At 71.3% G+C, this 14,510-nt stretch carries 11 protein-coding genes and 1 pseudogene; 10 read left to right on the top strand and 2 right to left on the bottom strand.

Going from position 1 to position 14,510, the window contains the following annotated elements:
• The first annotated feature begins 35 nt into the window (after positions 1–35).
• The gene (locus VG276_26935; protein HEV8652925.1) at positions 36–1,424 is read left to right on the top strand and encodes a DEAD/DEAH box helicase; all 1,389 of its coding nucleotides are present in this window, start codon (positions 36–38) and stop codon (positions 1,422–1,424) included.
• A 206-nt stretch (positions 1,425–1,630) separates the two neighbouring features.
• Here the strand turns inward: VG276_26935 and VG276_26930 are convergent, their stop codons facing one another.
• Positions 1,631–2,545 carry a hypothetical protein gene (locus VG276_26930; GenBank protein HEV8652924.1) on the bottom strand — a complete coding sequence of 305 codons (915 nt, stop codon included), beginning with the start codon at positions 2,543–2,545 and terminating at the stop codon, positions 1,631–1,633.
• On the opposite strand from VG276_26930, the gene VG276_26925 reads away from it, so the two are divergent.
• The 7 genes and pseudogenes from VG276_26925 to VG276_26895 all read left to right on the top strand — a co-directional run bounded on the left by VG276_26925 (position 2,529) and on the right by VG276_26895 (position 9,744).
• Positions 2,529–2,813 carry a DUF3883 domain-containing protein gene (locus VG276_26925; GenBank protein ID HEV8652923.1) on the top strand — a complete coding sequence of 95 codons (285 nt, stop codon included), beginning with the start codon at positions 2,529–2,531 and terminating at the stop codon, positions 2,811–2,813. The two genes, VG276_26930 and VG276_26925, sit on opposite strands and share 17 nt — an antisense overlap.
• Positions 2,814–2,835: 22 nt before the next feature.
• Positions 2,836–3,993, top strand: coding sequence for an AAA family ATPase (locus VG276_26920; protein ID HEV8652922.1), 1,158 nt, complete (start codon positions 2,836–2,838; stop codon positions 3,991–3,993).
• Between the two features lie 432 nt (positions 3,994–4,425).
• Positions 4,426–4,704: a DUF1156 domain-containing protein gene (locus VG276_26915; GenBank protein HEV8652921.1), complete on the top strand. Its 279-nt coding sequence runs from the start codon at positions 4,426–4,428 to the stop codon at positions 4,702–4,704.
• On the top strand, positions 4,671–5,663 hold the full coding sequence (locus VG276_26910; GenBank protein HEV8652920.1) for a hypothetical protein: 993 nt from the start codon (positions 4,671–4,673) through the stop codon (positions 5,661–5,663). The genes VG276_26915 and VG276_26910 overlap by 34 nt, the downstream gene beginning before the upstream one ends.
• Positions 5,660–6,031 (top strand): nucleotidyltransferase domain-containing protein, encoded by a 372-nt coding sequence (locus tag VG276_26905; GenBank protein HEV8652919.1) that lies wholly within the window; start codon positions 5,660–5,662, stop codon positions 6,029–6,031. Before VG276_26910 ends, VG276_26905 begins: the two co-directional genes overlap by 4 nt.
• Positions 6,015–6,464: a HEPN domain-containing protein gene (locus VG276_26900; GenBank protein HEV8652918.1), complete on the top strand. Its 450-nt coding sequence runs from the start codon at positions 6,015–6,017 to the stop codon at positions 6,462–6,464. Before VG276_26905 ends, VG276_26900 begins: the two co-directional genes overlap by 17 nt.
• Positions 6,465–6,467: 3 nt before the next feature.
• A pseudogene (locus tag VG276_26895) lies at positions 6,468–9,744 on the top strand (Swt1 family HEPN domain-containing protein).
• 147 nt (positions 9,745–9,891) lie between these two features.
• Here VG276_26895 and VG276_26890 read toward each other — a convergent pair.
• The gene (locus VG276_26890; GenBank protein ID HEV8652917.1) at positions 9,892–10,947 is read right to left on the bottom strand and encodes a hypothetical protein; all 1,056 of its coding nucleotides are present in this window, start codon (positions 10,945–10,947) and stop codon (positions 9,892–9,894) included.
• Between the two features lie 274 nt (positions 10,948–11,221).
• Here VG276_26890 and VG276_26885 point away from each other — a divergent pair, with 274 nt between their 5' ends.
• Both VG276_26885 and VG276_26880 read left to right on the top strand, forming a co-directional pair.
• Complete coding sequence (locus VG276_26885; GenBank protein HEV8652916.1) at positions 11,222–13,630, top strand: protein kinase; 2,409 nt, start codon at positions 11,222–11,224, stop codon at positions 13,628–13,630.
• The gene (locus tag VG276_26880) at positions 13,627–14,496 is read left to right on the top strand and encodes a glycosyl hydrolase (GenBank protein HEV8652915.1); all 870 of its coding nucleotides are present in this window, start codon (positions 13,627–13,629) and stop codon (positions 14,494–14,496) included. Before VG276_26885 ends, VG276_26880 begins: the two co-directional genes overlap by 4 nt.
• Positions 14,497–14,510 lie beyond the last annotated feature (14 nt).

Below are 14,510 nucleotides of genomic sequence, written 5' to 3'. Positions count from 1 at the left end.
TTCGCGGCCGGCAAGAGACAGGGGGCTGTAGCCAGATGAGCCGCCTCGAGGAGCTGACCACCGGCGCCCTGGTGCAAGGCGTGCTGGCGGAGCGTCCTGTCAGGGTCGTGCAGATCGAGTGGCACGGCTCGAACGCGCTCACGCTCACCTATACCGACGAGTCCGGCAAGCCCGGCCAGGAGCTGCTGTACCGGGACGACGAGTCCCGCCTTGCCGTCCAGGAGCGGGGTCGGGTCTGGTCGCTGGACGCCGACGGTCACCTGTTCCGGCTGGTCTCGGAGGCCAAGAGGATCTCCCTTGCCTACCTGTTCGACCCGTTCCTGGCGGTGCAGGTCTCGACGCTCGAACCCCTGCCGCACCAGATCGACGCTGTCTACTCGAGGATGCTCGCGCTCCAGCCGCTGCGCTTCCTGCTCGCCGACGACCCGGGTGCCGGCAAGATGATCATGGCCGGGCTGTTCTGCAAGGAGCTGGCGATCCGCGGCGACGTCGAGCGCTGCCTGGTGGTCGCCCCGGGCAGCCTGGTCGAGCAGTGGCAGGACGAGCTCTGGGCCAAGTTCCGCCTGGACTTCGAGATCCTGACCCGCGACATGATCGAGGCGTCCCGCACCGGCAACCCGTTCGCCGAGCGCCCGCTGCTGATCGCTCGCCTCGACCACCTGTCCCGCAACGAGGACGTCCAGGCCAAGCTGGCCGCCACCGACTGGGACCTGGTCGTCATCGACGAGGCACACAAGCTGTCGGCGCACCGGTTCGGCAACGAGGTCAAGGAGACCAAGCGCTACAAGCTCGGCAAGCTGGCTGGCTCGGTCGCCCGCCACCTGCTGCTGATGACCGCGACCCCACACAGCGGCAAGGAGGAGGACTTCCAGCTCTTCATGGCCCTGCTCGACGGCGACCGCTTCGAGGGCAGACCCCGCGAGGGCGTCCACGCCGACACCAGCGACCTGATGCGACGGCTGGTGAAGGAGAAGCTGCTGAAGTTCGACGGCACACGCCTGTTCCCCGAGCGCCGTGCCGCCAGCCCTAGCTACCCGCTCTCCGACGACGAAATGCTGCTCTACAAGCATGTCACCGAGTACGTCCAGGAGGAGATGAACCGGGCCGACCGGCTCAAGGCCGAGGGCGAGGGCCGCAGAGGGGCCGTCGTCGGCTTCGCGCTCACCATCCTCCAGCGCCGGCTGGCCTCCTCCCCGGAGGCCATCTACCAGTCGCTGGTCCGGCGCCGGAAGCGGCTGGAGGCCCGGGTCGCTGAGGAGCGGCCCCGCAGACGGGCGGCCGAGGCTGCCGCCGAGATCGGCGTGCCGCAGGTCCCCCACGAGTTCCGCGACGTCGGCGGCAGCTCGAGCTGGTCGTCGACGACACCGTCGGCGACACCCTCCGGCAGGTGGTGCATGAGCGGGCACTGGTCAGCGACGTCATGACCATGGCCGACGTCGAGCAGATCCGCGACGAGATGGAGCGCGCCGACGCCCGCCGCCTCCAGCCCCACTTCATCCGTTCCTTCTTCCTCGCGGCGTTCACCCTGCTCGGCGGCACCATCCGCGAGCGCAAGCCCGGCCGTTACGAGATCACGCACGTGCCTGCGGAGCTGCGCCGACGCGACCGCCGGGACGGCTGCGCGCCGCTGCTACGGCGCTACGAGCGCGTCACCTTCCACAAGGAGCTGATCGCCGTCGACGGCCGGCCGCTCGCCGAGTTCTGCTGCCCCGGGCATCCGCTGCTCGACGGCACGATCGACCTCGTCGTCGAGCGCTACGCCAGCCTGCTCATCCAGGGCGCCGTGCTGGTGGACGAGAGCGACCCCGGAGAGCGACCCCGCGTGCTCGTCTACCTGCAGCACGCCATCCAGGACGGGCGCCTCGACCGGGGCGGCAACCGGCGGATCGTGTCCAAGCGCTTCGAGTTCGTCGAGGTCGACCAGGACGGCGGCGCGCGCGGCGCCGGCTGGGCGCCCTATCTCGACTGCCGGCCTGCCACGCCCGAGGAGCTGGAGGTGGCCAGGCCGGTCCTCGATGGCAGGTGGGTGCGTGACGACCTGGAGGCGCGAAGCCTCGACCACGGCGTGGCCCAGGCCCGTGACCACCTGGAGGAGGTCCGGCGCCGGACCCTCGACCGGGTGGAGCGGACCACCGCCGCCGTGCGGGAACGGCTGCTCACCGAGATCCGCTACTGGGACCACCGAGCCAACCAGCTCAAGGACCAGGAGCTGGCGGGCAGGCTGCCGAAGAGCGGCATGAACTCGGCCAAGGCGCGCCAGCGGGCCGACGAGCTGGAGGCCCGGCTCAAGCGCCGGCTCGACGAGCTGGACGCCGAACGCCAGCTCTCCGCCCTCCCTCCCGTCGTCGCCGGTGGCGCGCTCATCCTGCCCGCTGGCCTGCTGGCGCGGCTGCGGGGGAGCGTCGCCGATCCGGCCGGGCGGGCCCGGGAGACGGAGCGGGTCGAGCACGCCGCGGTCGACGCCGTGCTCGCGGTCGAGCGCAGCCTCGGCCGGACGCCGGTCGAGATGCCCCGCAACAACAAGGGCTATGACTATAGAGTCCAAGGACCTCGACGGCCGCCTGTGGTTCATCGAGGTCAAGGGACGCGTGGAGGGCGCCGACACGGTGATGGCCACCAAGAGCGAGATCGGGGTCGGCCGCAACAAGCCCGACCAGTTCATCCTCGCCCTCGTCGAGGTGCCAACCGATGGTCAGCCACTGGTCCGCTACCTGCGACGGGCGTTCGACGGCAGCGGCGACCTGCCGTTCGGCGCCATCAGCGTGACCTTTGACTGGCAGCAGCTCGCCAACCGCTGCGAGGTACCGGCGTGACTGTGGCTTGGAGGGCTGAGCTGTGCGGATCACCTACCTGACCCTGAAGAACTGGCGGAACTTCCGTTCCGTGGACGTTGACGTGCAGGAGCGGCTGTTCATCGTCGGCCCGAACGCTTCAGGAAAGTCCAACCTGCTCGACGCGCTGCGGTTCTTGCGCGACATCGCACGCGTAGGCGGTGGGCTCCAGGAGGCAGTCACCACCCGGGGTGGGATCCCACGGGTCCGCAGCCTGGCCGCCCGGAACTTCAATCATGGGCGTGTGCAGGTCGCGATCTCGCTTGGTACCTCGAAGGAGCCGGAGGAGTGGTCGTACCTCCTTGACTTCACGGCCGAGCAGCGCGGACAGCATCGTCCAGTGGTCACGCAAGAGCTGGTTCGCCACCGGGGTGTGACCGTTCTCAGCCGACCCGACGACGAGGATCGGCAGGATGAGGAGCGGTTGACGCAGACCGCGCTCGAGCAGGTCAACGCGAACCGCGAGTTTCGAGAGGTGGCCGACTTTCTCGAGTCGATCCGGTATCTCCATCTGGTTCCCCAGGTCGTGAGGGAGCCAGATCGTGCCGGCGACCGGACCGAAGACCCATACGGCGGGGACTTCCTTCTCCGGGTCGCGCGTACGCCCGACGCAACAAGGAGGCGGCGGCTGAGGAGGCTCAACGATGCACTACGTCTCGCTGTTCCCCAGCTCGACCAGTTGGAGCTTGTTCGCGACCCTGGCGGCAAGCCGCATCTCCAGGCTCGGTATCAGCACTGGCGCGTCCAAGGTGCGCGTCAAGACGAGCGCGACTTCTCGGATGGGACGCTTCGCCTCATCGGGCTGCTGTGGTCTCTGCTCGAAGGTGGCAAGTCGGCGGGCCCCTTGCTGCTGGAAGAGCCGGAGCTCTCGCTACACGCCTCTGTGATACGTCAGTTGCCGACGATCCTGAGCAGGATGCAGCGGACCGGCGGCCCTCAGGTATTGCTCAGCACCCATGCAGGCGAGATCCTCGCTGACGAAGGCCTGGGTCTCGACGAGACGCTCGTGCTCTTCCCAGGCCCGGAAGGCACGACGGCGCTGCTCGCCTCCGAGATCCGAGATGTCAAGGAGTTCATCGATACCGGCATGAATCTCGAAGAGATTCTCCGTCCGCTTACCGAGCCCCAGGATGTGAACGACCTACCTCGAGCAACGGCATGACGGAAGTCGCCTATGCCGTCGAAGGCTGGGGAGACGAGCCCGTTGCCGCCAAGCTCATCGAAGTGGCAGGCTGCATGCCCCGAAGGGTCCTCACTGCCGACGGGAAGAGCAGGCTCGATCCAAAGCTCCCTGGCTACAATCGAAGTGCGGAGCACCTCTGCTGGCTTGTTCTCCGCGACCTTGATCACGATGATGACGGTACTTGTGTGCCAGATGTGCTTGAGGTTCTCTTGAAGGGTCCTCCTGCTCCTCGCCTTGCGCTGCGGCTTGCTGTACGGGCGGTCGAGGCGTGGCTACTCGCCGATACGCAAGCGTTCTCGGAGTTCTTTCGAGTGCCACTTCAACGACTTCCTGCCCACCCGGATTCCCTTGATGATCCGAAGCGCGCGCTGGTGGATGCCTGTCGTGCATCGACGACCCGAGCCATAAGAGATGCTATGGTCCCGCGCGAGGAGTCGGCCCGGGGAGAAGTCGATCCGCCACGGGCATCCTTCCACCCTGCACCTGTGGTGGGCGCGACGTCCGCTGGCCGCCTGCCGGGCGGTGCTCTTCGGGTCACTGGTCGACGACCCGTCCGCTCACCCCGACCGCTTCCCGACCGAGGAGGCTCAGCAGGAGGAGCGGGAGCGGCTCTTCCGCATCATCGAGGAGCTAGTGAAGGCGAGGCGTTTGTTCGGATGTGTGAGGCGCAGATATTTGGATATCCCCTGACAGCTTTCTATGCCTTCAAACAGGCCGAAGAAGACGCCGTCGCTGGCCGGCTCGCATCAACCGGCTGGGAGACGATGTTAGAGGGACTGCTCCACGCTGGACTTTCGGTTCACGGTACTTGGCCGATGCGGAGCGAGCGCGGGGGGCGGACGAATGATATTGGTACCAACGCCCTCGCGTCTTCCATCCTTCTCGTCTGCCGACCCCGCTCAGACGACGCCCCACTCGCCACCCGCAAGGACTTCCTCGCAGCGCTCAAGACTGAGCTACCGATAGCCCTTCGGCACCTCCAGCAAGGCAGTATCGCGCCGGTTGACCTTGCGCAGGCGGCGATCGGGCCGGGGATGGGGACCTTCTCCCGCTACTCGAAGGTGGTCGAGGCCGACGGTTCGCCGATGACCGTTCGTACGGCGCTTGGACTCATCAATCAGGTACTCGACGAGACGCTGGCCGAGCAGGAGTCGGACTTCGACCCCGACACCAGGTGGGCACTTGCCTGGTTCGAGCAGCATGGGACGAACCCGGGGCTATTCGGTGTGGCCGAGACGTTGTCGAAGGCCAAGAATACGGCGCTCAATGGACTGGTCGCAGCCGGGATCGTCATGTCCCGGGCGGGCAGGGTCCGGCTGCTCGACCGGGACGAGCTGCCACCGATCTGGGATCCGGCGGTCGATGCGCGGCTCACGGTCTGGGAGGTCACTCAGCATCTGATCCGGGCGCTGGACACCGGCGGCGAGGCCCAAGCGGCCGAGTTGCTCCGCCGGATCGGAGGGCGGGGGGGAGGCGGCTCGGGGGCTGGCCTACCGCCTCTTCACGCTCTGCGAGCGGAAGAAGTGGGCCAAGGAGGCGCTGGCCTACAACGCCCTCGTCGTCGCCTGGCCCGAGATCGCGCGCCTCGCCGCGGAGGCTCCTGCGGAGGCGCCTGCGCAGCAGACGCTGGTGTGAGGGGGCCACGATGACGCAGGTTCGGTGGCAGGTCCTCGACGGCAAGATCCGGTATCGCGGACGGACCCTGGCCGAATGGGTGCCGAAGGTCGTGGCTGACCTCTTCGTGGCCGGCGACCCGCTGCAAGTGCTCCTGTTCGGCTCGGTCGCCCGAGGGGACGACGGGCCGGACTCCGACATCGACTTGGTCGTGGTCCTGCCATCGGTCGACCGGCGCCGTCGGCACGCGCTGACCGTCGACCTCGCCCGCGCCATCTCGGCTCCCGTTCCGGTCGACCTCCTGGTCACCGACCCGGCCGAGATCGCCGAGCGGGGCGATCTGCCAGGGATCCTCAGGGTGGCGCTGCGCGAGGGGCGGATGGTGCATGAACGACCGGGCTGAGCGGTTGCGGCGCGAGGCGTGGCGCTGGCTGCGCCTCGCCCGGGAGGATCAGGCCGCGGCGATCCACCTCGCGGCTGCGGCCGACCTGCCGTACCGCATCGCCTGCCTGCTCGCGCAGCAGGCCGCTGAGAAGGCCATCAAGGCGGTCCTGGTCGCGGAGGACGTCGACCCGCCGAAGTTGCATGATCTGCGGAGGCTCCTCGAACGGTGCTCTTCCCCCATAATGTCCGAGCTGAATGAGCCGGCGCTCGAGGACCTGAGCCGGTGGTCCATTGCCGGTCGCTACCCGGCCGACGTCGACGAGGGGACGGCCGCAGACGCCCAGGACTGCCTAGAGGCGGCAAGTCGGGTCCTCGGGCGTGCCGCCGAGGTGGTGGTCGAGCTCGTCGGCACCGAGCCAGCTGCGCGGACGGAGCGAGAACAGGAGCCCTGATCGATGGCCACCACCAACTACGAACGAGTGGGCAAGGCGCTCGATCTGCTGCGCCAGGGGCTCGCCCCGTTCGTCGCCCGGGAGTGCAAGGCGAGGTACGGCGACGGGTGGGTGCAGCGTGTGGCCCGCCACGGGCGGGCGAACCCCGAGGACAGCCAGTTCCTCCTCGTCGCGCTGATGGATCAGTGGCGCGAGGTGTTCGCCAAGGTGCTCGGCCACACCGAGCGCAGCTACGTGAGCGAGTTCGTCGAGATCCGCAACCGCTGGGCGCACCAGGGCAACTTCTCCACCGACGACGCCTACCGCGCCCTCGACACCGTTCACAGAATGCTCACCTCGGTTGCTGCCGCCGACGAGGCGCTCGAGGTGGACCGGATGCGCCAGGAGCTGCTGCGGAGCCGCTTCGCCGAGCAGGCCCGCCAGACCCAGCGTCGCGCGGCCGTGGCCCCGATCGAGGGGCAGCCGGCGGGCGGCCTGCACGCGTGGCGGCAGCTCGTCACCCGCATCCGGACGTCGCCTCCGGCCGCTACCAGCAGGCCGAGTTCGCCGCCGACCTCCACCAGGTGTGGCGGGACGAGGCGGCCGACGAGTACGGCGACCCGGTCGAGTTCTTCCGCCGCACGTTCCTCACCGACGGCCTGCGCCGGCTGCTGCTGAACGCGGTGCGCCGGTGGTGGCGGGACGGCGGCGACCCGGTGGTGGAGCTACAGACCAACTTCGGTGGCGGCAAGACCCACTCCATGATCGCGCTGTTCCACCTGGCGGCCGGTTACCCGCCGGGCGAGCTACCCGGCGTCGAGGCCATGCTAGCCGAGGCCGACCTGGCAACACCGCCGAAGGCCACCACCGCCGTGCTGGTCGGGCAGATGATCTCCCCGGGACAGATCGCGAAGAAGCGCGACGGCACCGAGGTCCACACCCTCTGGGGCGAGCTGGCCTGGCAGCTCGGCGGCGACGAGTCCTACCGGCTGGTCGCCGACGCGGACCGCTCCGGCACGAGCCCCGGCGCGGCCCTGGTCGACCTGCTCCGACGCCACGCGCCCTGCCTGGTCCTGATCGACGAGCGGGTGGCCTACGCCCGCCAGCTCTACGGCGTGGACGGTCTGCCCGCGGGGTCGTTCGACGCGCAGTTCACCTTCGCCCAGGCGCTCGCCGAGGCGACCCGGGCCGTCGAGGGCACGCTGCTGGTGGTGTCGATCCCCGCTTCCGACATCGAGGTCGGCGGCGAGGGTGGACGGGCGGCGCTGGAACGGCTGAAGAACGTGATCGGCCGCGTCGAGTCGTCATGGCGGCCCGCGTCCGCCGAGGAAGGCTTCGAGATCGTCCGCCGCCGGCTCTTCGACGACCTGCCCGCCGACAAGGCCCCGCAGCGCGACGCCGTGGTCAGGGCCTTCGGTGGCTTGTACCGCAGCCAGCGGGGGGAGTTCCCGGGCGGCTGCACCGAGGGCTACGAGCGGCGCCTCACCGCCGCCTACCCGATCCACCCGGAGCTGTTCGACCGGCTCTACGGGGAGTGGTCGACGCTCGACAAGTTCCAGCGCACCCGCGGGGTGCTGCGGCTCATGGCCGCGGTCGTCCACGAGCTCTGGGAGCGTAACGACCCGAGCCTGCTCATCATGCCGGCGACCATCCCGATCGACGCCCCGGCCGTGTCGTCGGAGCTGACCCGCTACCTGGAGGAGGGCTGGACCCCGGTCATCGAGAGCGACGTCGACGGGCCGAACGCCCTGCCGTTGCGGCTCGACCGGGACAACCCCAACCTGGGGCGCTACTCCGCGACGCGCCGGGTGGCGCGCACCATCTACCTTGGCTCGGCACCGACCCAGCAGGCGGCCAACCGGGGCCTGGACGACCGCTCGATCAAGCTCGGCTGCGTCCAGCCGGGCGAGGCTCCCGCCACCTTCGGCGATGCCCTGCGCCGGCTCACCGACCAGGCGACCTACCTGTACGTGGATGGCCAGCGGTACTGGTACTCACTGCAGCCGTCGGTGACCCGCCTGGCCCGCGACCGGGCGGTCTCGCACTTCGCGGACGACGACGTCGACGAAGAGATCCGCCGCCGGCGCAAGCCGGCCGAGCGCCAGCGCGGCGACTTCGCCGCCGTCCACGCCGCCCCGCCGCCCCAGGCGACGTGCCCGACGACCCCGAGGCCCGACTCGTCGTGTTCGGGCCCGAGCACCCGCACTCAGGGAAGACCGTCGACAGCCCGGCCCGGGTGGCGGCCCAGCAGTTCCTCGACAAGCGAGCGGCGGGGGACCGGTTCCACCGCAACATGTTGGTGTTCCTCGCCGCCGACCGGAGCCGCCTGCAGGACCTGCGTCAAGCGGTGCGCCAGTTCCTGGCCTGGGGCTCGATCGAGGCCGAGAAGGAGACCCTCAACCTCGACAACTTCCAGCGCCGGCAGGCGGAGACCAAGCGCGAGCAGTTCGACCAAGCCGTCGTCCAGCGAGTCGGCGAGACCTTTGCGTGGGTGCTGACCCCGAGCCAGTCCGTCCACGACCCCACCGTCGTCTGGGAGGAGACACGGGTCGGCGGCAACGACGCCTTGGCGGTGCGGGCCGCCAGGAAGCTCGTCAGCGAAGAGGGCCTGATCACCGACTACTCCGGTGTCCGGCTGCGCATGGACCTGGATCGCGTGCCACTCTGGCGCGGAGACCACGTCAACCTCCGCCAGCTCTGGAGCGACTACTCGCAGTACCTCTACTTGCCGCGCCTGCGCGACCCGGCCGTCCTGCTCGGCGCGGTGCGGGACGGCGTGGCCTCGCTTACCTGGCATCCGGACACCTTCGCCTACGCGAGTGCGTTCGACGAGGCGAGCGGTCGCTACAGCGGGTTGGTCGCCGCCGTGTTCCCGGCTGTCACGCTCGACGACGTGAGCGTCGTGGTCAGACCCGACGTGGCCCGGCACCAGATCGAGGCGGACCGCAAGCGCGCCGACGACACCGGCGGCCTGGTCGGACTCGGCGAGGCCGTTGAGACCTCAGGGGGTAAGGTCGCCAGTGGAGAGGCGGCTGGCGAGTCGGCCAAGCCGCCGGAGCCCGTGCTTCCTGGCCGGTTCTACGGTCGTATCGCCCTCGAGCCCGTGCGCCTGCTGCGGGACGTGAGCGACATCACCGACGCGATCGTCCGGCAGCTCCGCCGGGCGCCCGACGCCCACGTCAGCGTGACGGTCGAGATCGAGGCAACCTCGACCGGTGGCTTCGACGATGACGTCCGCCGCACGGTGACGGAAAACGCCCGCACGCTCAGGTTCGATGCCCACGAGTTCGAGTCCGAGTAAGCCGCCCCGACCAGCACGGCGACGGAGCGCAGCACGAGGTCGATGCGTCGGCGGGCCCGGGTTCGCATGACCCGGACCGTACTACGACGAGCCGTGGCCAACTCTGCTATCACACTCCGGACGGGGACTGGCATGTTCGGTGCCGGGTCAGCGCCGCCGCCACGCCGCACGGACGAGCAGTGTGGCGGCGAACAGGCCAGCGACGAGCAGCACTGCGGCGTCCCGGCCGCGGTGCGGCGGCACACCGGCCACCGGCGCGTCCGGGGCCCGGGACGTCGCAGCGCCACCCGGGGTCCGGGACGCCGCCGCGCCGCCCCCCGACCGCGCCGGAGGCGCCTTCGGCGCGACGGCGGCTGGGAGCGGGACGCGCCAGACCTGGCTGCTGGCTCCCTCGCTGCCGGCGAGCAGGTGCTTGCCGTCCCTGGCGAAGGCGATCGACTCCCCCTGGGCCTGGAGCGGTAGGTCGAACGCGTCGATCTCCTTCCCCGAGGCGGAGAAGGCGTGGGCCTCCAGGTAGTCGCGCAGCACGAACGTGCGGCCGTCGGGCGAGAACGCCCCGTCGGTGACCATGGAGGGCACGCTGGCGACGCGGCGCAGCACGTTGACCCGGTCGGAGCGGAGCGCGGCCGGCGCCTGGTACAGGCCGCCGCCGGCGGCTTCCTTGCTGGCCACGTACAGCCGGTTGGTCCTGGGATGGACGAGCAGCGCCTCGGCGTCGCGGGCGCCGTCGGCGTAGCGGAAGCGGTACCGTGTCGCGGTCAGGGTAGCGTCGCGGAGGACCGCCGGCTCGGTGACGCGGTAGACCGACACCGACGGCCACTTCCCGTGCAGGTTGTCGCCGATGTCGCCGAGGAACAGCGCCGGCCGACCGGCGGCGTCACGGCCGACCGCCATCGCCTCCCAGTCGCGCGCGCCCGCGCCGTGGAGCGTCAGCGTGGCAAGCACCCGGCCGTCCGGGCCGATCGCGAAGACCCGCGGAGCGTCGCCGCTGTCGTTGTGGGTGTAGAGCACGCCGGGATGCCGGACGCTGGCGGCGAGCCCGCTCGACTCGGTGATCCGCGGGTCGCGGATCGTGAGCAGCACCGCCGCACGGTCTCCGGCGGCGAGCACGATCCCCGCCGTGCCCAGCAGTGCGGTCCCCGCCGCCCCCAGCACCACGGCCGCGGCAAGCACGGCGAGGAGGACGGCAACCCGGACGCTCATGCACCAAGCCTTGCACGCCTCACGTCTCACGGCACGCGCCGAGGCCAGAAGTCGGACCATCTGTACTGCCGGCCTGTACTGCCGGCCCGTAGTGACCGGCTCCTGAACTCCTCGAGCTGGGCGTCGTCGGGAGCACATTCCACCGGTACTGCCGGCCCCGCAGTGACCGGATCCTGAACGGCTGCTGGCGCACTGGCAACCATCCTCTGGTGTTGGTATATATGTCGGCGCTGGGGCGCTTCGGGAGAGGCTGGGCCTCGGGGAAAGGGCCAGCATGGGTGATCTCGTCGGCCAGCGGCTCGGCTCGTACGAGCTTCGCGAGGCCGTCCGGCGCGGCGGCATGTCAACGGTGTACAAGGCCTGGCAGCCTTCGCTGGACCGTTGGGTGGCCGTGAAGGTGCTTTCCCACCCCGGCGACCCCCAGTTCGCCGCGCGCTTCCAGCTCGAGGCCCGGTCGATCGCGAGGCTCCAGCACCCCAACATCATCCCGATCTACGACTACGGGGAGCAGGACGGCCAGCTCTACCTGGTCGTGGCCTACGTCGAGAGCGGCCGCACCCTTGCCGACCTGGTGGGCGAGCCGATGGAGCCGGTCCGGGCCGTGGAGCTCACCATGCACTTCCTGGCCGGGCTCGGCTACGCGCACGAGCGCGGGATCGTCCACCGCGACGTGAAGCCGAGCAACATCCTGCTGCCGTCGCCGGTCTGGCCGATGCTGGCCGACTTCGGCATCGCCAAGCTGCTGTCGTCGGACCAGACCCAGCTGACCCAGCAGGGGCTGGTGGTCGGGACCGCCGCCTACATGGCCCCCGAGCAGGCGTTCGGCCTGAAGGTCGACGCCCGCACCGACCTGTACGCGAGCGGGATCGTGTTCTACGAGATGGTGACCGGGCGGGTGCCGTTCGAGGCGGACACACCGGTCGCGGCGCTGATGAAGCAGGCGTACGAGGAGCCGCCCCCGCCCCGGGAGCTGAACCCGGACCTGCCGGCCGAGGCCGAGCGCATCCTGCTCCGTGCCCTCGCCAAGCAGCCCGACGACCGTTACGGCAGCGCCGCCGAGATGACCGACGAGCTGCGGGCGGTGCTGGCCGACCTGCAGGCGCCACCGTCGACGAGCCAGGCGGAGCTGCTGGCCATCACCTACGAGGCGGGCATGCGGGCGTTCAGCGCCGGCCGCTGGGACGAGGCGCTCGGGCACCTGACCCGGGTGAGCGCCGAGGATCCGGGCTACGAGGACGTGGAGGCGATGCTCGAGGCCGTCGTGGAGGCTCGCGAACGCGGCGGTTCCAGGCCGAAGACGGGCGCTCCCGCCGCCCGCGTGCCGCCCGCGAGCGGCCAGGCTGTGGCGCCGCCGGCGCCCGCCGCCAGCGCGCCGGCCGCGCCCGCCGGCCACGCGCCGGCCGCGCCCGCCGCCAGCGCTCCGGTGGCTCCCGCTGGCGCCCCGCCCGCCGCTGGCGCCCCGCCCCCCGCCGCCGGCGCCCCGCCCGCACGCCCCGCTCGCGCCCCCGCGGCGCCCGCTGCCAACGCCACGGGGCCCCCCGCCGCCCCCGCCGCCGAGGCGCCCGCCGCCGAGGCGCCCGCCGTCTCCGTGGCGGGGAGGCCGACCCCGCCTGTGCCCGCCGCCGAGGCGCCGACCCCGGCTGTCGCGCCTCCCGCCGAAGGGGCGCGGGCGCCGGAGCGGCCCGGCCCGCCGCCGGGAGGGCGGCGCGCGAGGTGGCGCTGGCCGGTCGTTGGCGCCGCCGGCGTGGTCGTGGTGGTGCTCCTGACGCTCCTGGTGCCGCGCTGGCTCGACCGGGGTGGCGCGTCGGCGTCGGGCCGGTGGGCGAAGATCGCGGACCTCCCGGCACCGCTGGAAGGCGCCGGGGTGGCGAGCTTCGGCGGCCGGCTGTGGGTGGCCGGGGGCGTCAGCCCGGGCGAGGGCCGGCCGCTGCTGCAGATCGTCCACGTGTACGACCCGGGTACTGGGAAGTGGGAGCTTGGGCCGCTGCTCCCCACCCCGGTGAGCCACGCGGCGCTCGTCTCCACCGGCAACTCCCTGTACCTGCTCGGCGGCCTGACCGGGAGCGGGTCGGTGCCAACCGTGTTCCGGCTCGACCTCGGCAGGAAGAACTGGGAGCGGGACGTGCCGCTGCCCCAGCCCCGTGGGGCCGGGGCAGCCGCGTGGGACGGCTCCCGCATCGTCTTCGGTGGCGGCGTGCGGCCCGACCACAAGGCCGCCAGCGAGGTGTGGGCGCTCGAGCAGGGAAGCTGGCGCTTGATCGGCAAGCTGCAGAAGGCTCGCGAGAAGCTCGCCGCGACCACCGACGGGTTCGGCACGGTCTGGTTCCTGGCCGGCCGTGACCCCACCCTGTCAAGGCAGGAGCTCGGCCTGGTCGACGTCGCGCAGAGCACGGGCGTGCGCGCCTCTGACCGGCAGGTCGCGCCCCTGCAGGGCGCGCCAGCGGTCTGGTGGCCACAGGCCGGCGTCTGCCTGCTCGGCGGGCAGGGCCCGTCCGGGTTCACGGCCGAGGTCAAGTGCCTCGACGACCAGGGTCGGGGCAGGCAGCTCCCGCCGCTCGGGCAGGCGCGGGCCGGGCTCGGCGCCGCCGTGGTCGGCGACACCGTCTACGCGGTCGGCGGCTACGGGTCCGGCTTCCACGGCACCGGCGCCAGCGAGGCGTTCCGGCTGGACACGGGGTCGTGACGCGCCCCCTGCTGCTCGGCGTCTCCATCCCGTCCGGGGCCGCCTCCGCCTCCGCCGCCCTGGCCGAGCTGGACGCGTTCGAGCTGGACGCGGGCGGTCGGGCCGGCATCTGCATGTGGTTCGAGGGCTGGGCCCACCACGAGTTCTCCGCCGACCTGCCCGAGGCGGTCGCCGGCCGGGGCGCGCTGCCGATGATCACCTGGGAGCCGTGGGACTACCTCCAAGGGACCGACCAGCCGGGCTACGCGCTGTCCCGGATCGCCGGCGGCGAGCACGACGCCTACATCCGGCGGTGGGCGGAGGGGGCGCGGCGCTACGGCAGACCGCTGCTGCTGCGCTTCGCCCACGAGATGAACGGCTACTGGTACCCCTGGTCGGAGGCTGCCAACGGCAACAGGCCGGGGGAGTACGTGGCGGCCTGGCGCCACGTGCACGACGCCTTCCGGGCGGCGGGAGCCGACAACGTGGCCTGGGTCTGGTGCCCGAACGTCGTCTACCCGGGGGCGACGCCGCTGCGGGAGCTGTACCCGGGCGACGCCTACGTCGACTGGGCCGGGGCCGACGGCTACAACGGTGGCACGGCGCTGCCGTGGGGCGGATGGCGCACCGCCGAGGAGCTCTTCGCCCCGACCCTGCGCGAGCTGGCGGCGCTCGCCCCGGGCAAGCCGCTCATGATCGGCGAGACGGGCAGCGCCGAGGCGGGCGGAAGCAAGGCCGCGTGGATCCGGGGCTTCTTCGCCACCCTGGACCGCCGCCCTGAGGTGGGCGCGTTCGTGTGGTTCGAACACCGCAAGGAGGCCGACTGGCGCATCACCAGCTCCGAGGCGGCCCGGCAGGCCTTCGCCGCCGGGCTGGCCGGGGTCTAGCGAGCCAGTCAAGT

This window comes from Actinomycetes bacterium (genome assembly GCA_036000965.1).
Classification (GTDB): Bacteria; Actinomycetota; CALGFH01; order CALGFH01; family CALGFH01; genus DASYUT01.
This window is presented reverse-complemented; position numbering and strand designations above follow the sequence as displayed.